The 19,407-nt window shown below is 61.2% G+C and carries 21 protein-coding genes; 10 read left to right on the plus strand and 11 right to left on the minus strand.

Annotated features, from left to right (window positions below; translation table 11 throughout):
• Positions 1-39 precede the first annotated feature (39 nt).
• Positions 40-498, plus strand: a complete 459-nt coding sequence (locus tag ESZ53_RS11870; RefSeq protein WP_129073020.1) for a DUF1801 domain-containing protein — start codon at positions 40-42, stop codon at positions 496-498.
• A gap of 24 nt (positions 499-522) precedes the next feature.
• Complete coding sequence (locus tag ESZ53_RS11875; RefSeq protein WP_129073021.1) at positions 523-1,008, plus strand: GNAT family N-acetyltransferase; 486 nt, start codon at positions 523-525, stop codon at positions 1,006-1,008.
• Here the strand turns inward: ESZ53_RS11875 and ESZ53_RS11880 are convergent.
• Positions 1,005-1,475, minus strand: coding sequence for an Lrp/AsnC family transcriptional regulator (locus ESZ53_RS11880; RefSeq protein ID WP_129073022.1), 471 nt, complete (start codon positions 1,473-1,475; stop codon positions 1,005-1,007). The two genes, ESZ53_RS11875 and ESZ53_RS11880, sit on opposite strands and share 4 nt — an antisense overlap.
• Positions 1,476-1,630: 155 nt before the next feature.
• On the opposite strand from ESZ53_RS11880, the gene ald reads away from it, so the two are divergent.
• Complete coding sequence (ald, locus tag ESZ53_RS11885) at positions 1,631-2,719, plus strand: alanine dehydrogenase (RefSeq protein ID WP_129073023.1); 1,089 nt, start codon at positions 1,631-1,633, stop codon at positions 2,717-2,719.
• A 42-nt stretch (positions 2,720-2,761) separates the two neighbouring features.
• Here ald and ESZ53_RS11890 read toward each other — a convergent pair whose 3' ends face one another.
• On the minus strand, positions 2,762-3,532 hold the full coding sequence (locus tag ESZ53_RS11890) for a gamma-glutamyl-gamma-aminobutyrate hydrolase family protein (RefSeq protein ID WP_129073024.1): 771 nt from the start codon (positions 3,530-3,532) through the stop codon (positions 2,762-2,764).
• 284 nt (positions 3,533-3,816) lie between these two features.
• Here ESZ53_RS11890 and ESZ53_RS11895 point away from each other — a divergent pair, with 284 nt between their 5' ends.
• Positions 3,817-4,119 (plus strand): hypothetical protein, encoded by a 303-nt coding sequence (locus ESZ53_RS11895; protein WP_129073025.1) that lies wholly within the window; start codon positions 3,817-3,819, stop codon positions 4,117-4,119.
• A 133-nt stretch (positions 4,120-4,252) separates the two neighbouring features.
• On the opposite strand, the gene ESZ53_RS11900 is transcribed toward ESZ53_RS11895, so the two are convergent.
• On the minus strand, positions 4,253-5,602 hold the full coding sequence (locus ESZ53_RS11900) for a hypothetical protein (protein ID WP_129073026.1): 1,350 nt from the start codon (positions 5,600-5,602) through the stop codon (positions 4,253-4,255).
• On the minus strand, positions 5,599-5,991 hold the full coding sequence (locus ESZ53_RS11905) for a PadR family transcriptional regulator (RefSeq protein WP_129073027.1): 393 nt from the start codon (positions 5,989-5,991) through the stop codon (positions 5,599-5,601). The genes ESZ53_RS11900 and ESZ53_RS11905 overlap by 4 nt, the downstream gene beginning before the upstream one ends.
• Positions 5,992-6,009: 18 nt before the next feature.
• Here ESZ53_RS11905 and ESZ53_RS14370 point away from each other — a divergent pair, with 18 nt between their 5' ends.
• Positions 6,010-6,156, plus strand: coding sequence for a hypothetical protein (locus tag ESZ53_RS14370; protein WP_168187241.1), 147 nt, complete (start codon positions 6,010-6,012; stop codon positions 6,154-6,156).
• A 15-nt stretch (positions 6,157-6,171) separates the two neighbouring features.
• Here the strand turns inward: ESZ53_RS14370 and ESZ53_RS11910 are convergent, their stop codons facing one another.
• Positions 6,172-6,882 (minus strand): GNAT family N-acetyltransferase, encoded by a 711-nt coding sequence (locus ESZ53_RS11910; RefSeq protein WP_168187242.1) that lies wholly within the window; start codon positions 6,880-6,882, stop codon positions 6,172-6,174.
• A gap of 269 nt (positions 6,883-7,151) precedes the next feature.
• Here ESZ53_RS11910 and ESZ53_RS11915 point away from each other — a divergent pair, with 269 nt between their 5' ends.
• The 5 genes from ESZ53_RS11915 to ESZ53_RS11935 all read left to right on the plus strand — a co-directional run bounded on the left by ESZ53_RS11915 (position 7,152) and on the right by ESZ53_RS11935 (position 14,471).
• Positions 7,152-9,674, plus strand: coding sequence for an FAD-dependent oxidoreductase (locus tag ESZ53_RS11915; protein ID WP_129073029.1), 2,523 nt, complete (start codon positions 7,152-7,154; stop codon positions 9,672-9,674).
• A 44-nt stretch (positions 9,675-9,718) separates the two neighbouring features.
• Complete coding sequence (locus ESZ53_RS11920) at positions 9,719-10,366, plus strand: class I SAM-dependent methyltransferase (protein WP_246837312.1); 648 nt, start codon at positions 9,719-9,721, stop codon at positions 10,364-10,366.
• A 430-nt stretch (positions 10,367-10,796) separates the two neighbouring features.
• Positions 10,797-12,023 carry a S8 family serine peptidase gene (locus ESZ53_RS11925; RefSeq protein WP_168187243.1) on the plus strand — a complete coding sequence of 409 codons (1,227 nt, stop codon included), beginning with the start codon at positions 10,797-10,799 and terminating at the stop codon, positions 12,021-12,023.
• 61 nt (positions 12,024-12,084) lie between these two features.
• A complete protein-coding gene (locus ESZ53_RS11930; RefSeq protein WP_129073031.1) occupies positions 12,085-13,578 on the plus strand; it encodes an amidase in 1,494 nt (497 codons plus the stop codon).
• Between the two features lie 128 nt (positions 13,579-13,706).
• The gene (locus ESZ53_RS11935; protein ID WP_168187244.1) at positions 13,707-14,471 is read left to right on the plus strand and encodes a FadR/GntR family transcriptional regulator; all 765 of its coding nucleotides are present in this window, start codon (positions 13,707-13,709) and stop codon (positions 14,469-14,471) included.
• On the opposite strand, the gene ESZ53_RS11940 is transcribed toward ESZ53_RS11935, so the two are convergent.
• From ESZ53_RS11940 to ESZ53_RS11965, 6 genes are all read right to left on the minus strand, one after another.
• Positions 14,468-15,286, minus strand: a complete 819-nt coding sequence (locus ESZ53_RS11940) for an SDR family NAD(P)-dependent oxidoreductase (RefSeq protein ID WP_129073033.1) — start codon at positions 15,284-15,286, stop codon at positions 14,468-14,470. The two genes, ESZ53_RS11935 and ESZ53_RS11940, sit on opposite strands and share 4 nt — an antisense overlap.
• Positions 15,287-15,358: 72 nt before the next feature.
• Positions 15,359-16,348 (minus strand): alpha-ketoacid dehydrogenase subunit beta, encoded by a 990-nt coding sequence (locus ESZ53_RS11945; protein ID WP_210403794.1) that lies wholly within the window; start codon positions 16,346-16,348, stop codon positions 15,359-15,361.
• Complete coding sequence (locus tag ESZ53_RS11950; RefSeq protein WP_129073034.1) at positions 16,345-17,328, minus strand: thiamine pyrophosphate-dependent dehydrogenase E1 component subunit alpha; 984 nt, start codon at positions 17,326-17,328, stop codon at positions 16,345-16,347. Before ESZ53_RS11950 ends, ESZ53_RS11945 begins: the two co-directional genes overlap by 4 nt.
• A gap of 9 nt (positions 17,329-17,337) precedes the next feature.
• Positions 17,338-17,565, minus strand: coding sequence for a lipoyl domain-containing protein (locus tag ESZ53_RS11955; protein WP_129073035.1), 228 nt, complete (start codon positions 17,563-17,565; stop codon positions 17,338-17,340).
• Between the two features lie 65 nt (positions 17,566-17,630).
• The gene (locus ESZ53_RS11960) at positions 17,631-18,515 is read right to left on the minus strand and encodes a PPC domain-containing DNA-binding protein (RefSeq protein ID WP_129073036.1); all 885 of its coding nucleotides are present in this window, start codon (positions 18,513-18,515) and stop codon (positions 17,631-17,633) included.
• A gap of 119 nt (positions 18,516-18,634) precedes the next feature.
• On the minus strand, positions 18,635-19,402 hold the full coding sequence (locus ESZ53_RS11965) for an SDR family NAD(P)-dependent oxidoreductase (protein ID WP_168187245.1): 768 nt from the start codon (positions 19,400-19,402) through the stop codon (positions 18,635-18,637).
• Positions 19,403-19,407: the final 5 nt, after the last annotated feature.

Raw genomic sequence — 19,407 nt, forward strand, 5'->3', positions numbered from 1 at the left:
CCCTATGTTGGTCGGGTGGATGGGGAGTAGCGTCGAGCAATGACCGAAATCGCGAGGACGATTGCAAAAGCTGGGGAAGGCGACAATCGTGCGGCGATGCCGCCCGAGGTCGCGGCGACCTTCGGCGACTACCCGGAACCAATGCGCAGCGAGCTACTCGCGCTTCGTGAGCTGGTTCTGGCTACGGCATCCGAAACCGAGGGCGTTGGCGCGATCACCGAAACGCTCAAGTGGGGTGAGCCCGCGTATCTCACCAAGGAGACGCGCAGCGGCAGCACGATTCGCATTGCGCCGACGAACGCGAAATCAGCGCACGACTACGCGATGTTCTTCATCTGCAGCACCAACCTCGTGAACGACTTTCGCGCCCAGTTCGGCGACACGTTCGCCTACGAGGGCGAGCGCGCGGTGCTGTTCACCGTCGGCGACACCGTGCCGGTCGATGAGTTGCGCGAGTGCGTGCGGCAGGCGCTGACCTATCATCTGGCGCGCAGCTAACTGCCACAATAAAAGGGGGTCCCGATGACCGAGTCCAATGACGCGTCGCCCTCAGTTAAAGCGTGGTTGCCGCCCGGCTGGCAGCATCCGACCCACGTCGCTCTGCCGACGGGCCACCACCTCCGCCCGATCCGCGCCTCCGATACCGAGCTCGATATGGAAGCGGTGATGGGGTCGCGGGAACGACTGTGGTCGATCTATGGCGAGGCCTGGGGTTGGCCGCCGGTGTCAATGACTGCCAAGCAGGATCGCGCCGATCTGCAGCGGCATGCCGACGAGATGGCAACTAACAAGTCGTTCAACTTCGCGCTCTTCGACGCGGACGAGACCAAGCTCATCGGCTGTGTCTACATTGACCCCGCCGAAACACCGGAGGCGGATGCGGAGATCTCGTGGTGGGTGCGTGACGAGTATGTCGGCACCGAACTTGAAGCCGCGCTCGATGGATTCGTGCCACTGAGGATCGCGCGCGATTGGCCGCTCAGCAGCCCGCGCTACGGCCTGCGCTAGGCGAAGTCCGTAGCAACCGCGTTGCGGTGATATTCGAAGATCATGCTCGTGTTGGTGGAGGCAACGCTGTGGCGGGCCGACAAGTGATCGACGACGAACAGTCGAACCTTTGACGAGTTCTCGACCGCGATGTGCACGAGAAAGTCATCCCCACCACCCACGAAGAACAGCTGAATCACTTCGGGCAGCCGACGAATTTCCTCCGTAAAGGCTTGGATGCTCTCTTGGCGCGCGCCCGGGCGCAGTGAGACTCCGATGATGGCTTGAAGGCCTCGGCCGAGCTTCTCGTGGTTCAGCGCGGCGTGGAATCCTGTGATGAGGCCGCGGTCGAAGAGTGACTTGATGCGAGTGTGGGCAGTGGATGCTGCGATACCCACGGTGCTGGCGACGGCCGCGTTGCTGATCCGGGCGTCCCGGGAGAGAAGCGCGAGGATTTTCGTGTCGATCGGGTCAAGTTCGTCAGTCACTCGAAGATCCTTCGGCTAGAGGAGCGAATAAACGTAATTCTGGCATGCAATCAAGCTGCAACGAACTAATTTCCGATCAAAATTCTGACTTTTCCACAAAAGACAGAATTTCTGACAGGGTTGAGCAACTCCACTCCGCTGCGAAAGGTAAGCCGATGCGCATTTCTGTACCTGCTGAAATCAAAAACAACGAAAATCGTGTCGCGATAACCCCGGCGGGTGTGGACACACTGGTGGCTGGCGGGCACACTGTCACCATTCAGGCTGGCGCCGGCATCGGTAGTGGTTTCACCGATGAGCTGTACGCGGCAGCAGGCGCACAGATCGTTGCTGACGCGGCCGAGGTGTGGGCATCCGCCGAGCTCGTCGTGAAGGTCAAAGAGCCGATCGCTTCGGAGTACGGCTACTTTCGCAAAGACCTCGTTCTCTTTACGTACTTGCACCTCGCCGCAGACCGCGCGCTGACCGAAGCGCTCGTCACGTCGGGAACGACGGCGGTTGCTTACGAGACCGTTCAGGGCGACGACCGTTCGCTTCCCCTTCTTGCCCCGATGAGCGAGGTCGCTGGTCGACTCTCGATCGTTGCTGGCGCCCACGCTTTGCTCAAGGCTGAGGGTGGCAGCGGCCAGCTGCTCGGCGGAGTTGCCGGAACCCCCAAGGCCAAGGTTGTTGTCATCGGTGGCGGTGTTGCCGGTGAGCACGCTGCCGCCAACGCGCTCGGTCTCGGCGCCAGCGTGACGATCATCGACATTTCGCTGCCGCGTCTCCGCGCGCTCGAAGTTCGCTTCAACGGTGAAGTTCAGACCCGCGTTTCGACGCGCTACGAAATCGCCGAGCAGCTGCTCGAGGCCGACCTCGTGATCGGTTCGGTGCTGATCCCCGGCGCTGCAGCACCCAAGCTCGTCACCGACGAAATGGTCGCGTCGATGAAGCCCGGTTCGGTGCTCGTCGACATTGCGGTCGACCAGGGCGGATGCTTCGAAGGCACCCACGCTACGACTTACGACGACCCCACTTTCACCGTGCACAACTCGCTGTACTACTGCGTCGCCAACATGCCCGGCGCTGTTCCGCGCACCTCGACCCGCGCGCTCAGCAATGCCACGTTGCCGTTTGTTGTCGCGATCGCGAACCACGGTTGGGATGCTGCCGCAGCCGCATCGCCGGCTCTTGCTCGCGGGTTGAATGTCGCCGGTGGCGAAATCGTCAACGAAGGCGTTCGCGCAGCAATGGCGGTTCGCTAGTAACTTTCGCTAGTTTCGGGGTGGGGTACGAGCCATCGTTCGCTAAACCGCGACCTCGCTCTGGCGTGCGTGAAACTCGCGCGCCTGCGCGGTGAGCCAGCCGAAGAGCAGTTCTCGGTCACGCTCGTTCGCCGCGCCGTCTTCCGGATGCCATTGCACCGCAATAAGGGGAGAGGTCGGGTCGGTGCTTTCCACCGCTTCGACCACGCCGTCGGCGGCACGACCAGTTGCGGTGAGACCGGCGCCCACGACATCCACCGCTTGGTGATGGCCAGAGCGGATCGTCATCGTGCCCTCGCCGTACAGCTCGGAGAGCTGCGAAGCCGGGTCGAGGGTCACGTCGTGATCGACCATGGCGTCGACTCCGCCGCCACTGTGCACGACCGCGCTCGGCTCGAGGTGTTGGACGAGCGTGCCACCCCGCGCCACGTTCACGATGTGCATCCCGCGGCAGATCGCGAGCACAGGCAGGCGACGTTCGGTGGCCTGGTTCACGAGCTCGATGTCGACGCGGTCAGTCGTGCGGTCGATGTTGTAAAGCTTCGGATGACGCTCGGCCGCCCCGTACTCGTCGGGGTCAACGTCACCACCGCCGAGCAGCACGACGCCGTCCGCCTGGCTGAGCGCAGCATCCACGTCCGCTTCGGTGAACCCATCAACACTGATGACGCGAGCACCCGTGGCTTCAATGGCCGATTTCATGAATGCTTCGAGCCCATGAATCAGCGCCGTGAGCTCCGGCTTTTCGTGTGCACCACCCGCGGAAGCCTTCGACAGAACGATGGTCGGAACGTACTCAGGGGTGGTCGTCATGGGCGAAATCCTCTTGCCGGTATTCGGTCGCTCAGACCGCTGCGTTCAGCCTAAATGACGAGGGGTTCTCTGGGGTGCAGCGCCGAGTGCAACGAGCCGCCAACGGAATCCGCGACGGCAAAATTGCCGTCGTAGATCTTGACGGCAATAAGACCGTCGATGGGGGCAGCCGTGGCAGCGCGAGGAGAAGTGAAAGTGCGGGGGTGTTTGGCAGCATGCTGCGCTGTGCATGAAATGATCTAGGCTCAGCTATTGAGTTTCACTGACGCGGCAAGGAGTGCAGCATGATGGAGCAGGATCGCGCGGCCGATCACCTTGAGGTTCGCATTGAGAAGCGTCGCGGTCATCCGGTGCGTCAGGCGGCGCTGTTTGCGGCCGAACTCGTCGGAAGTGTGCTGATGGGCGACGCCAGCCCGAGAGGGCCAGGGACCGACCTCGTCGTGGTGCGCCGCTCGACCGGTGCGGAGATCATCCGCACTTCTGTAGATTCTGTCGAAGAAGCAGATCAGCTGCTGCGGGTGGTGCGGCGGGATCTCGAGGAGAAGTCGGTGCACGAATTCACTGCCGAATGGCACGACGTTTCTTAGCTAGGCCCATGAATTCTAGGGATCGAGTTCTTAGCACAGCGTTCATTCGGAGTGCGCGCAGCGCATCCATTCCGCTGGAGGATGCCATGAGCATGCTTCGCGCTGACTGGGATTCGGCAGCGCGAATCTTGCCCTAGCTGGCGTTGACGGGCGCGAGATCGGGCGCCAGACGGGCCGAGCGCGGCCGCCGAGCCATCATCACAGCGAGCACGATGGCGACCACCGGCGAGATGAACGTGGCCATCATTATTCCCTGCATGCCTATAGTCGTGCCGATCGCCGCACCAATGCCCACCACGAGCAATGTTTGAAGCCACCAGCGCCGCGGCAGCAGGGGGATCAAGAGAATCCCGCCCGCGAGCCCGGTCGCGATGCCGGCGAAAACGAGCAGGGTCCACCCGGCGGGGGCGTCATCGTGCAACGTGTAACTGAGCGCCACCAAGAGGAGGGCTCCGATCAACGCGGCCGCGGCTCCCACAATCGGCAGTCCGACGCGCGCGTAGAGCGCGACTGCGCTCGCGGCGACGGTGATTGTCGATGCTACTGATCCGAAGAGGATCCCGATCCGCATGGTGTCAGTCGCATCGAGAGCGCCGATGCCCCACAGGCTTCCGGTGAGCGCGAAGGCGACGCAGCCGAGCCCGATGATCGCGGATGCTGCGGCCACGACCGCAAGCTGGCGGCGGCGGCCGGGGGAGAGCGGTCTGCGCGCGGCACGTTGATTCGGTCGAATTCGCTCGGTGCGCTGAGTCGAACGGATCCGCCGGCTTGCAATAAAGAGTGCCAAGCCTGACATCAGTACTGCTCCGGACGGAAGTATGCCCATGAGGCCGAGAGCGAGCGCGCCGGCGGCGGCGATGCCAACCCCGAAGGTCCACACTACGGCGCCCGATCCTGCGTGACGCAGTGCTGCCAGAGTAAAGGGAAGGAGGGCAAGGATTCCGAAGATCCACGCGAGACCGGAGAATGCTAACGAAGCGCTGCCGAACCATGACAGGCCGGTTCCGGCATCCGCTTCGTCGAATCCGACACTCCAAGACGCTGCCATGAGCGCGCCGAAGGCCCAGGCGGGAACGGCGGCGGCTGCCGCGAAGAGAGCCTGCTCGGCGGGGATGATTCCTGTGCGCAACAGCAGGGCTCCGGCGGCGAGTGAGGCGGCAAGAGCGCCTCCGTACTGGGTGCCGAATGTGAGTGCGAGCGACCAGGGTGATGAGTCGAAACTGCCGGTCCACAATGCCCCGATGGGCACCGTGCTGAGGGCGAGGGCAAGTCCGGCGACCACTGCGATGGCGGCGGGAGTCGCGCGTTCGACGAGACCGTGAGCGCGGATCGACCACGCTTCGCGGAGTGAGGGCAGGGTGCGGTCGTGGGCATCCGCTGCCTGCTCGAGAGTGTCGAGCATCAGCTGGCCATTGGCGCGCCGCCACGCTGCGGGGTACCACCGCAGTAGTCGTTGGTAGCGACTGCGGCGACGTGCGGTCATGCTGGAACCGCCGCGCTCGGGGTGGGGGAGAACACTGTGCCTGGCCTAGTCGCGGGGCGCGCTGCTGCCGGGCGAGCGGGGGTGGCTTGTGCCGCGATCCGCGCTTGGGCAACGGCCGCGCGTTGAGCGAGGCGCTCGGCTTCGGCCTCCAGCTGGGCTCGACCATCGTCGGTGATCTCGTAGTAGCGACGGGCGCGGCCGTCGACGATCTCGTCGCCGGTGACCCGAACGTGAGACTGGCGTTCGAGTCTTTCAAGCGACGCGTAGAGGGTCGTCACTCGTAGTTTCATCGCGCCGTCGCTGAGCTCGGCCACCTCATTCAGGATGGCGTAGCCGTGGCGCGCTCCGGCCGAGAGGGCGGTGAGAATCCAAAACGAAGTTTCAGTCATATTGGCAATATACCCATAGTGGGAATGTTGGTCAAGGGCTGGGTCGGAGTGATGAAGCATTTCGTTGTAGTCGTGCAAGGAATGGAAGAACTCAGCCCATCGGCAGCAGATAACGTGCGCACGATGGCGCTGTGCGACAGGATTCTGGCCGCGATCGCTTCCTGACGCGAGTGACTCAATTCAGTCGTTGAGCGGCACGACATCCCACTCGCCGAACAGCGTGAAGCCGGCCGCGAGAGCGACGGCCGACGACCCGTCATTGTCGAGCTGGCAGCGATACTGCGGTTCATAGCCGTCCGCGAGAGCACGCGCGCTGATCGCACGAACGGTCTGGGTCGCGAAGCCGCGACCACGGTATCCCGGCAGCGTGATGATGCCGAGGTCGGCCAGCTGCGAGCCGCGCCACGGATACATGCTCGAGGCAGCCACGAGCCGATCATCCGCAAAGGTGCCATAGACGAGCCAGTGATCGAGTTCCACAAATGCTTCGTCAAGTTCGCTGTCGGGGATCGCCGCCGTGAACTTCTCGAATTCTGCGGCATCCGCCTCGGTCAGCTGGCGGGTTGTCTTAGGTGTGACCTCAGCGCGCAGGGCGTCCTGTGCCTGCCGCGGGAGGTAGAAGAGTCGATCGGCACCGTTGAGAGCAACTCCGGCCGCGTCGAGTTCAGAGCTCAACTGTTCGCTGCTGATTCGTTGCCCGTCGGTGAAATCGAGGCGCTCGGCGAACGACGTCACCAGGCTGACGATGCTCGGCCCGACGGCAACATCCAGCAGGGTGACGGCAGTGTTGGTGGGCAACGATTCGGCGACCCGAACCACGTAGAGGGCGTCGAAGGCGGGCTCGCGCTCATACGTAGGCAACCAGTAGTCGAAGACGATCGGTGAATACATTCGAACCCTCTCGGATGCCGGTGCGAGACTGCAGCGATGCCTCAGAGGCATCGCCCCAACGGCAGAGTGGCAGACTAGCAAACCGGCCTATGGATGCCGCAATCCGGCTTCGGAAAATCGAGCAGTATTCACTCTCGAACAGTGCCTCCCGACAGGCCACAACACTCCCGCACGGAGGGGCCTACAGGAGTAGCGTGGGATATATAGCGGTGCATCGATGGACTGTGAAAAGCACAGCTCAGAGGTCGCCGCAGAAGGCATGGCATCCCATGAAGTTGGTCGTTGTTGGAGGAGTTGCTGGAGGCGCATCTGTCGCAGCCCGCGCGCGCAGGCTCGACGAAAGTGCAGACATTGTCGTGCTGGAGCGCGGCCATCATGTTTCCTTCGCGAACTGCGGTTTGCCGTACCACATCGGTGAAGTGATCACCGAGAGAGACCGGTTGCTGCTGCAGACGCCCGAGAGCCTGCGCGAGTCTCTCAACATTGAGGTACGGATCGCCCATGAGGTCACCGCGATCGACCGCGTGGCTAAGACCGTCTCGGTGCGTGAAGTCGATACCGGGCGTGAATATGTCGAGAGTTACGACAACCTCGCCCTGTGCACCGGTGCGGAAGCCATCCGTCCGCCACTGCCCGGCATCGACCTTCCCGCGGTGCATGTCCTCCGTCGCATCGGCGACATGGATGCCATCAAAGCAGAACTCGATGCCGACCTCGAGAAGGCGGCAAGTGGCGCGCGCGGGCCGGTGCGTTGCGTCGTGATCGGTGCCGGCTACATCGGCCTTGAGATGGCCGAAAACCTGAAGCACCGTGGTGCGCTCGTGGATGTCGTAGAACTGAGCGACCAAATTCTTCCCCCTCTCGACCATGAGATGTCGGTTCCCGTCGAGCACCATCTACGCAGCCGCGGGATCTCCCTCCACCTCTCGACGGGGGCAGCCGCTTTCGCGCCGCGCACCGGTGGCGGTGTGACGGTGGAGCTCACGAATTCGACGACTCTCGAAGCGGATCTCGTCATTCTCTCGGTCGGAGTCCGCCCGAGCGTTGGACTTGCGAAGGACGCCGGTCTCGACCTGGGCGAGCATGGCGGTCTCGCCGTCGATACCCACATGCGCACCTCTGACCCCCACATTTGGGCGGCGGGTGACTCGGTCGAAACCCCGAATGCGGTGTTGCCGGGTTCCTGGCTCGCGCCGCTGGCAGGGCCCGCTAACCGCGAAGCCCGCGTTGCTGCGGAAAACATCTGTGGGCGCGACACCGAGTACAAGTCCACGCAGGGCACCTCGATTGTGAAGATCTTCGAGATGGTCGCGGGTGGCACCGGCGCGACCGAACGTCAGTTGCTGGCAGCGGGCGTCACGTATCGGGCCGTGCACGTGCATCCATCCGGCCACGCTGGTTACTACCCGGGCACCGCGATGATGCACATCAAGCTGCTCTTCACGCCCGACTCGGGAAAGGTGCTCGGCGCTCAAGTCACTGGTTTTGATGGCGTCGATAAGCGTCTCGATGTCTTCGCTACCGCGCTGCGTGCCGGGCTCACGGTCTGGGATCTCGAAGAACTCGAGCTCGCCTACGCTCCGCCGTTCGGCTCAGCCAAGGACCCGGTCAACATGGCCGGCTTCGTCGCCAGCAACGTCCTGCTCGGCGATCTGAATCTCTGGTACGCGCAGGACTACCCACACGCCACCGACGGTGCGCGCATTATTGACGTGCGCACGCCAGAAGAGTTCTCCATCTTCCACCTGCCCGGCGCCGAGAACGTGCCGCTTGCGACCCTCCGCACTGACACGGGCGACTGGGACCGCTCGCGCGGCCTGCGCCTCTACTGCTCGGTCGGTTTTCGCAGCTATCTCGCGTATCGCATCCTCGTGCAGCTGGGATTCACGGATGTCGCCACGCTGTCGGGCGGTTCCGAAACGTTCCGCGCGTGGCATGAGGTCGAGCCAGACACCGACGGACCAATCGAACCAGAAACCTCGTACGCCGAAGCGGCTGAAACCCTCAACTCGGCACGGGTTGCTGCTCATGTCGCAAATGGCACGGGCGTCTCGGTGAACCTCGACTGCACGGGCCTCGCCTGCCCTGGGCCCATCATGAAGCTCGCAACGGAAATGAAGGGGCTCAACGTCGGCGACGAGATCGTGGTGCACGTCTCTGATCCCGGCTTCGCGAGCGATGCCCCCGCGTGGGTGCGCCGCAACGGCCACGAATTGTTGGCTATCGAACCGGAGGGGCCCGGCTACGTCGCCACCATCCGCAAGGCTGGCCCGGAAGCGCTCGCACTCGTGGGTGGGGGTGCGATGGTTACTGCCCCCGCAAAACCCAAGGTGTCGTTTGTGGTGTTCTCGGGCGACCTCGACAAGGTGATCGCGGCCTTCATCATCGCTAACGGGGCGATCTCGATGGGTGAAGAAGTCTCCATGTTCTTCACCTTCTGGGGTCTGAACGCGCTTCGCCAACAGAAGCCGCCGAAGCGTCAGCGTAAGGCGATGGACAAGCTCTTCGCCGGCATGATGCCCGCCGGCGCCGATAAGCTCACGCTCTCCCAGATGCACATGATGGGGGCGGGCACCGCGATGATCAAGAAGACGATGAAGAAGAACGGCGTGCACTCCCTGCCCGAGCTCATGGAGTCCGCGATGGCGGGTGGCGCTCGCATCATCGGCTGCACCATGACGATGGATCTGCTCGGCATCGCCGAATCCGACCTCATCGATGGTGTCGAGCTCGGTGGTGTCGCCACCTTCCTTGGCGAGGCAGCTGAATCCACGACGACGCTGTTCATCTAACACCGTGCTGACTCTCGGCTTGCTCTCACTCGCGGGTTCTCCTCGTGAGTGAGGGCGGCTGGCGCGAGCGGTTCTTTCGCCGCGGCTTCGTTTCCTTGTCGCCGACGATGGATGCCCGGGGCGGCGACGCTCATCGTTCCGCGCTGTTTCGCGCCATCTCCGGCACCGTGGTCGAGGTCGGTGCCGGAACCGGCACGACCTTTCAGCACTACGGTTCGGCGGTGGATTCTGTTCACGCCGTCGAACCGGATGCCGAATTGCGGTCACTCGCTGAAGCGGCAGCGCTGAAGGTGAGTGTTCCGATCACCGTCAGCGACGGCACCGCCGAAGAGATCCCCGTCGCCACCAATAGCTGCGATTGGGTTGTGTGCAGCCTGGTGCTCTGCACGGTCCCCGATCAGCAGGCGGCGCTCGCCGAATTCACGCGCGTGCTGAAGCCGGGCGGCCACCTCGCGTTTTATGAGCATGTTCGCTCGAGCAATCGGATCGTGGCGACCGTAGAAGATCTCCTCACTCCGGCGTGGGCCGCGATAGCCGGCGGATGCCGCCCCAACCGTGACACTCTCGCCGCGATCGAGACCGCGGGCTTCGAAATCGACACCGTGGACCGGTTCGGATTCTCGCCGCATCCGGTGTCACCGCGGGTCGCGCACATTTCAGGCACTGCGCACGTGCCGTCGGCCATCGGTTGATCTCTGGAGTCGCCAGAGGGACCGCACTACGGTTCGTCTACCGAACGGGTTTTTCGATGGACTGGCTGTTCACTGGGCTTATCCACCTTGTGCTTGCGCTGTGCTCGGTTAGCCTCGGAAGCCGCTGCGGATGCCCGGCGTGGTTGCGCAACCAGTATCCGCAATAGACTGAAACATATCGAAGCAAGTTCGGCTCACTTTGTTGCCAGCGGGATGGCGAGGCTCAGGCCTCTTCCGGCCTGCAAAGTGCACGTGAGACGTGCTGACGTTGTTCATATTTTCCGCCCCAGACAGGAGCCACTCTCATGATGACAACAGGCAAGGGCGCAGCCTGCGACGCCGACCAGAATCGCAAGTTCCAATGAGCCGGGCAACGGCTATTGCCTTTCGGTGCACCGCAATTGCTGCGGTTTCATTCGTCGCCGTTGGGATGTTAAGCCTTCCGGCGAGCGCCTCCATCGTCGATGATGGCGAGTGGTACATAAGCGGCTATGAGATCCCGGAGTTGCACGACCAGGGCATCGACGGCTCGGGTGTGACCATCGCGGTGTTCGACGATGCGATCAATACCGAAGTCCCCGCTTTGCAAGACGCGAGCGTAGAGGTCATGCCTGATTCTCTGTGCGCGGATAGCGACGGAAACCTTCAACCGGTGGACACGGACGACCTGGATCTTGCCTCCCACGGCACCAACAACGTGCTCAAGATTTCAGGCACCGGCAAAGGCTATTCGGGTCAAGACGGCATCACGGGCGTCGCGCCCGGCGCTACCGTGCTGTTCTACGGATTAGGTATGCCCATCGAGGATCCCTGTTTCGCCCCCGGTGACGGAGCAGTCACCTACGTGGACGCGGTGGTGCCGCCTGCCATTGTGGACGCGGTAGACCGCGGCGCCCGCATTCTTTCGTTCTCGAACTCACTCGGGGGTAGCCCGCAGTTAGACGAGGCACTCACCTACGCCATCCGCAACCAGGTAATTGTGCTGGCGGCCACGCCGAATGATTCCACTGTCCTCGGCAGCGAAGCGCTAAACCTTTTTAACGGAGTAATGGGAGTGGGGTCTTTTGACCGCGATGGCGTGGCGGGCCTCGACTCCAATGGCGATCCGAATAGATCAACGTATATTGACGTGGTCGCACCGGGTCAGGACGTCGCGCTTCAGGGCGCAGACGGCAAATGGAACCGCCAGCGCATCGGAAGCGGCACGTCGTACGCGACACCCATCACAGCAGGCAACCTGGCCCTCGCCATGCAGAAGTTCCCCGACGTCACCGGCAACCAGATTCTGCAGCTGTTGCTCCACAACACGGATGTGGATGCCCCGCACGAGATTTATTTCGACTCTACGTTCCTTCATGGTTACGGCAGCGTCGACACGATCAACCTGCTGGCAGGTGACCCGTCGCTATATCCCGACACCAACCCGCTGCTCGAAGAAGATGGCATTCCCTCGCCGGCCGAACTGACCGTCGCTGCGTCGCCCTCACCGAGCGCTAGCCCAACAACCACACCGCCAGCGTCCGGTGCAACGTCAGAGTCAGGATCATCGGCCCTAGCCGGATGGGTCTGGCCCCTGATCATCGTCGCTGTGGCATTCTTCATCGTGGTCGGCATCTTCGTCACCCTCGTCATAGTTAGACGCAACCGACGAAAATAGTCGGTAGCACGCCAGAAATTAGTCCAGAACCAGCACCCTGAGGGTGTGGAAGGATTCAGGCATGACCATCAGCACTCCTTCCCAGATTCCCGATTTATCAGCGACGGAGATGGCGCGGCTTATTCGTGACGGGGAGCTGTCGGCGCGGGATGCCGTGCGGGCGCATTTTGATCAGATTGATCTGATCAACCCGTCAATCAATGCCATCATCCTGCAGGATCGCGAAGGGGCATTTCGTCGTGCGGCGCGCGCAGACGAACTGACCGCATCCGGTGCCAAACTGCCTCCGCTGCATGGTGTGCCGATGACGCACAAGGACACCAACAATACGAAGGGGATGCGAACCACTCAAGGCTCGGTTGCTCTGAAAGATTTTGTGCCCGACGAAGATGACCTGATTATTGCGAGGCTCACGCAGGGCGGGGTAATCAGCACGGGAAAGTCGAATGTTCCCGAGTTCGCGGCGGGGGCGCACACTTTCAATGATCTCCTTGGCACAACAACGAACCCATATGATCCGACGCTGAGCGCGGGCGGCAGCAGTGGGGGAGTCGCCGCGGCGCTTGCCGCACGCATCCAGAACCTCGGCGACGGTTCGGACATCGGTGGTTCGTTGCGGATACCGGCATCCTTCTGCAATGTTGTTGGCTTGCGCCCATCGCGCGGTCGTATCCCTCACGTCGGCCTAAATTCGTGGTCCTGGCTTGGCCGAACCGGACCAATGGCGCGCGAGGTCAGTGACATTGCTCTGGCAATGAGCGTGCTGGCTGGCCCTGACTCTCGGGCTCCGCTCTCAATTCACGAAGACGGACAACTGTTTACCCAACCGCTGCACCGTGATCTTCGCGGGTTGCGCATTGGATGGTCGCGAGACTTTGGGTTGGGCGTTCCTGTGGAACCAGAAGTGATTGCCGTGCTGGAACGGGCAATGGCGGTGTTCGAGCATTTGGGAGCGATCGTCGAAGAAGCCGAGCCGGATCTCAGCGACGCTGACGAAGTCTTCAGCACCACGCGAGCGTTCGACTTTGCCATGCTCTTGAGCGACTTTGTCGAAGAGCACCGCGATCTCGTCAAGCCAGAGTTGCAGTGGAATGTCGAGCTCGGCGCCTCCCTGACCGCCGCTGATCTCACGTCAGTCGCTCTCGCTCGAACGCGCTTGGAACGCAAAATATCCACCTTCCACGAACGCTTCGATGTCTTCGCCTCGCCAACAGCTCAGCTCGTGCCGTTCGATGCCACCCAGCGCTTTCCGACCTCCATCAACGATGTCTCCTTCGACAACTACCTCGGCTGGCTACGGTCAGTGACTCTGATGTCTGCTGCGGATGTTCCGGCGCTATCGGCGCCAGCAGGATTCAGCGAAGCGGGGCTCCCGATTGGGCTCCAGCTCACGATGCCGCACGGTAAAGATTTCGAGCTTCTGCAAGTGGCGTTCGCGTTTGAACAAGCGACTCAGTATGCGCGAACGCTTCCGGCGGTGCTCACTTCGCAATCTGTGGCAAAAAAGGGAATACGCTTCCAAGAGTCGCTAGAGGTCGGTACCTCGTCCCGCTAGCTTTGAGCTGGTGAGCGGTAAGTTAGCTTGCCGCTTCATCCTGACGTCGAGGATCGGCGTATGATCTTAAGTGGTTGGTGTTACCAGTCGAAATAGTGGTCCGATGGTGGGCAGAGAGGATGAGCCGGATGAGCGGGCAGCCTCTCGAAACTGAACCATCGGATTTTTCGCAACACCGTTTCCTGACCAACTTGCTCGAGGACAAGGCTCTCGGCGAACTCGTCACTCTGCTGCTGGCCAAAGAACCCGGCCAGCAAATTCCGAGTGAACGTGAGCTCGCAGAGACGTTGGGCATTAGCAGAACCGCCTTGCGCGACCGCATCAGCCGACTGGTCGCGCTGGGCATTCTTCAGCGTCGTGAGCGTGAGGGCACGTTTCTCACGGGCATCCAACCTGACAGCATCAGCGACACGCTGATCCTCAGCCTTATGTCGTCGCAGCTCACGATTGACTCGTTGATTTCGGTTCGCTTTGCACTCGAACGTCATGCCGGCATGGTGGCGTGCGATCTGCGTGACGAGCAAGCGTTGGAAGACCTAGCGAAGGCCGTCCAGCGCATGCGCGATTCCGACGACGGTCGCGAACTCTTTGAGGCAGACAACGACTTTCACCGCGCCCTTTTTAGAGCATCCGGATCAGAGGGCCTCATCTTCTTCTCGCAAATGTTGCACTCAGTTCTGCGGGGCACCGTGCGCTATATCGCCCTCGAACACGACAGGGAAATGCTGCGCAAGGTGCACGGAGACGTGCTTGAGGCCGTGCAGAATCAAGACCGTGAGGCCGCTGCGGCAGCGATCGATAGTCACTTTGCGTGGCTAGAAACCCTCAGGGCGAGCGATACCGGTGGCGCTACTGAGGGCTGGCTTCCGAAGGCGATGGACCCGCGAGACTAAATGCTAGGCGCAGACTGCTGGCTGAGCCCGCCGTCAACCGGCAAACAGACACCATTCACATACTTGGCCTCGTCAGAAGCGAGGAAGAGTGACGCGTAGGCAACATCGAAACAGTCGCCCATTTTTCCCGTGGGAGAAAGCGCATTTCGTGCCTCCACCATTTCTTCGACCGAATTAAAGTTGCCGCTGATTTGCTTGTACATCATCGGAGATTCGATGTAGCCGGGAGCGACGCAGTTTGCGCGGATGCCGTTGCGTGCATATTGAAGGGCAAGGTTGGTCGTGAACTGGATCATCGCCCCCTTGGTCGCCGAGTAGCTGGGGTAGTTGTAGCCGATGTAGCGCATGCCGCCGATGGATGAGACGTTCACTATCGAACCTGATCCCTGTTCCAACATGTGGGGTAGTACGAATTTGCACGTGAGGAATGCGCTCGTGAGGTTGATCCTCATCACGAATTCCCACTCGTCGAGGCTCATCTCGATCGGGCCGCCCATGCGGGCAATTCCTACATTGTTATGGAGAATGTCAATGCGACCGTAGTGTGCGATGACCTGCTCAACTACTGAGGCGACAGACTCTTCGGAGGTGACATCCCCAACGAATCCAGTTCCTTCGAAAGGAACGCCTGCAATGTCGCACTCAGCTTGCAGACGAGCGATCCCACTCGTGACGGCTTCTTCGTTGACGTCAACAATGACGACCTTCGCGCCGGCTTGAGCGTAGACGATGCTCGTAGCGAGGCCGTTGTTGATTTCGCCACCTGCTGAGCCGCCGCCAAAAACGAGAGCTACTTTATTGCTGAGTCGAGCCATGACAGTCACACTTTCTTGGTCGTGCAGGGAGGGGCATCCCGGGGGGATGCCCCTCCCTAATGGTTAAACGAGTTATGCGAGGGTGCGTCGCACTGCAGCGACGATCTTGTCGACCGTGGGGATAACCGCAGCCTCAAGTTCTTCGCTATAGGGAATCGGGGTTCGTGCAGCACCGAGTCGAACTGGCGCGGCATCGAGCTTGTCCCACGAGTTCTCGACGACTTCTGCCACGAACTCTGCGCCCCAGCCGTAGTCCCGCACAGCTTCGTGGCCAACCACGAGGTGTCGGGTCTTAGCTACCGATGCGTAAACCGTGTCCATGTCGAACGGGAATAGGGTCCGGGGGTCGATGACCTCGGCGCTAATCCCATCAGCCTCAAGGATTTCGGCTGCCACGAGTGCACGGGCAAGAATCTGCTGGGTAGCAACGATTGTTACGTCGGTTCCGACCCGCGCAATACGCGCCTGTCCGAACGGAAGCGGCTCGAAGTCGACGAGTCCCTTGTCGTAATACTGATTCTTGTGCTCGAGGAAGATCGTGGGGTTGTTGGTTGTGACCGCGTGACGGAGCAGCCCGTAGGCGTCTCCTGGCGTGCCTGGTACAACAACCTCAAGACCGGGGATGTGAGCAAAAAGGGTCTCGAGCGACTGCGAGTGCTGAGCAGCCTTGCCGATACCGGAACCACCGTTTGTGCGAATCACCAGCGGGACATCGAACTGTCCACCAAACATGTACCGCGATTTTGCGGCCTGATTGATGATGCCGTCGAAGCCGAGAAAGCTGAAGTCCGAATACATGATCTCGAGAATGGGTCGCGTGCCACGTGCTGCAGCTGCCGTCACGGCAGAGATCAACACTTCCTCGCTGATCGGTGTGTCCATTACGCGATTCTTGCCATAAACGTCAGCAAGCTTGCGGGTGACTCCGTAGATGCCACCACCGGTTCCCCAAGTCGTAATGTCCTCACCGAGGACGAACGATTCTGGGGTGTCGGCGAGGATGTCGTGCAGTGCGGCGTTGAGGGCACGCCATGTGCTCATGCTCTTGGGTGTTTTACTCATCGCGAGACCTCTTCCTTGTCATATACATCCGTGAACGCGGTCGAAACGTCCGGGAATGGCGATTTGCGAGCAAAGTCTTCTGCTGCTTGCACTTCGCTGGTGAGTTCGGCTTGCATTGCTGTCCAGCGTGCGTCGTCGAGAGCACCTGCCTCGATGAGGTTGGATGCCAGGAAGGCAATCGGATCTTTGTCGTGCCACTGCTTTACTTCGTCGGCATCCCGATAAATCTCGGTGTCGCCGGCCATGTGTCCGAGGTAACGGTAGGTGTCGGCAACGATCAGCGTTGGGCCGTCTCCCGCCCGTGCCTTGTCGACAGCTTCGCGAGCGGCAAGGTAGACGTCGCGCATGTCCATGCCGTTTACGGCGACTGATTTCACGCCATACGCTTCGCCACGCTTGGTGAAGTCTGGCTGAGCCACCATTTCTTCGATGGATGCCGACTGCGCATAGTGGTTGTTTTCCAGCACGAAGATGACCGGAAGATTCCAGATCGCTGCGAGGTTGAAGGCTTCCGCGAGTACACCCTGGTTCGAGGCACCGTCGCCGAAGTAGGCGACCGCGACGCTTCCGTCTCCGCTGACCTTGGCGGCCAATGCCGAACCGGTCGCGATGCCGATTCCGGCGCCCACGATTCCGTTTGTGCCGAGCACGCCGATTTCCTTGACGCCGATGTGCATCGAGCCGCCTTTGCCGCCGCAGTATCCGTCGGCGCGGCCGAGGATCTCTGCCATGGTGCGGCCGAAGTCGGCGCCTTTAGCGAGGGTGTGCGCGTGACCGCGGTGGTTGCTGGCAACAGCATCTCCGGTTTCGAGAGCCAGTGAGACTCCAACCGCGACAGCTTCCATGCCCACCGAGGGGTGCGTCGAACCACGGATGAGTCCCTCTTCGGAGAGCAGCGGCATCCGGCGTTCGAACTCGCGGATTTTTGCCATGAGGCGCAATCCGGTGATTCCTTGTTTTTCGTTATCAAAGTCAGGCATGAGCCGCTCCTATTCGATAGTGGCGATGACGTCGTCAACAGAGACAACGTCGCCAACTTCAACCTTGAAAGTGATGACGCCCGCTGCGGGAGCCTCGAAGTCGTTGACCAGTTTCGAGGTCTCGACCTGGGCGATGGGGGCGCCCTTCGCTACGGTTGCTCCGTCGGCCACTAGCCATTCCACGAGGTCTGCTTCGTCTTCTTCGCCGAGAAAGTCTTTTCCGAGTGTTACGTCCATGAGTGCTCCTTGTGTGTGTGGTTAAACAGGTGAGTTATGCAGTGAGTGGTTAAACAGGTGAGTGGTTATGAGATTTTCTGGATGACGAGTTCGAACGTCACGGCGACGGCGTTCTCGCCCGGTACGAGTTCTCCGGCATGAACGACACCGTGACGATCTACGAGGGTGCAACTGATCGTCGTTTCGTAGTGACCATCGACGAGTGTTACGCCACCGGTGATTGAGATCACCTCGGTACCGGGACCATCAACGTGCTTAACGCCTCCGTTGACACGGTCATAAAAAGTGCCACCGACGAGGCTGCCAAGCCCGCCACGCAGCACGGCCGATGTGAAGCCGTTCTCGCGGCACACTGTCTCGATGGCCGCGGTCAGCTCTTCATTGGGGCGGATTCTCGCGACAACCGTTTCGAGGTAGCCGGTCGCATCTGTCTGGTTGAGCATGGGGTCCCTCTCATCGATGGATGGCGTGAATACGGGCATCCGTGTTTCTGGATCGTCGGCGCTGGTCCACCGTGCGCCGTAAATTCCGTAGATGGCGGCGCGCGGCGCGGGATCGCCAGAGACCGTCTCTGGCCACAGGTGGCCGCCGAGTAGTTGCTGCGTCTCATCGATCCACAGACAGTGGCTGTGGATGTACGGCTTGCTGTCCCGTAGGCCAACAGTGACGGCGCCATAGACCAGTTCGGCTCGCGCTACAGTGCGCGGCTCAGAGAAGCTCATAGCTCGTTCGGAATCCGCACCGGCGGGGATGCAATAGTCGACCGGGTTATAGCTCCCGGAGAAGAGCTCTACGTAACCACTGTCGGTACCCATCTCGCGCAGCTTCTCGGTCAGTTCTTCGAGAACATTTCGCCCGGGAGTCAGGGTGGTGAGCACTCCGCGCGAGCGGGTGGGAACTGAGATGATGCGAGGGCCTAGCGCTTCGCCGTGGTGCTTGAGTACTTTCATTGATGCCGCCTTGTCAGCTTGTGGCTTCGGTGTCTCCGTTTCCTGGGTGAGGACAGGGGACACTCTTTGGTAATACCAGCAGTTGTCCTGCTGGTTTCCGTGACTTTTTAGTTGTGTGATTAGCCGATTGCAGTTCCGCCGTCGACCTTCAGGGTGTCCCCTGTGACGAAGCCGGAGTGAGGTGATGCAAGGAAGGCAACCGCCGTAGCAATGTCTTCAGAGGTGCCCATGCGTTTTATCGCGTGGGTGTCGAGTGAGTAATTCATGTTCTCGGTCATCGGGGTAGCTATCGGCCCAGGGGCAACTGTGTTGCTCGTAATTCCGTACACCCCAACCTCTTTGGCTACCCACTTCGTGAAGGCGATTATTCCGCCCTTAGAAGCGGCGTAGGCCGGGCCGGATCGGCTCGCTCCGTCACCAGTGGCGAAAGGGCCGCCCATGATCCCGGAGATCGAGCTGATGTTGATAATTCGACCAAATCCCTGTTGTTTCATAAAGGGGTAGATTGCGGCCTGAGTGAAGAGGAAGGTGCCGCGCAGGTTCGTTGCGATGTCACACTCCCACGTTTCGTCATCCATCGACTCGAGATCAATGCGGCCGCACGTGCCAGCATTGTTGACCAGAATGTCGAGCGACCCGAACTCTTCAACAACAGCATTAACGCACGCTCGAACTTGCGCTCGGTCTCGAACGTCCACAATGGAGCTCGCAATCCGAACCGTGCCATCAACGGCAGCGGAGATCTCTTCCACTGCCTCGGCCCCGTCGATCACATCGACCAGCATCACGTGTGAGCCGCGTTCGGCGAGCGTCTGCGCAATCGCTCGACCAATACCGCGGGCGGCACCAGTGACGAGGCTTACGCGACCTTCTAGATCTTTGATCATCTGTC

Origin of the sequence: Salinibacterium sp. UTAS2018 (assembly GCF_004118935.1) — a bacterium.
GTDB lineage: Bacteria > Actinomycetota > Actinomycetes > Actinomycetales > Microbacteriaceae > Rhodoglobus.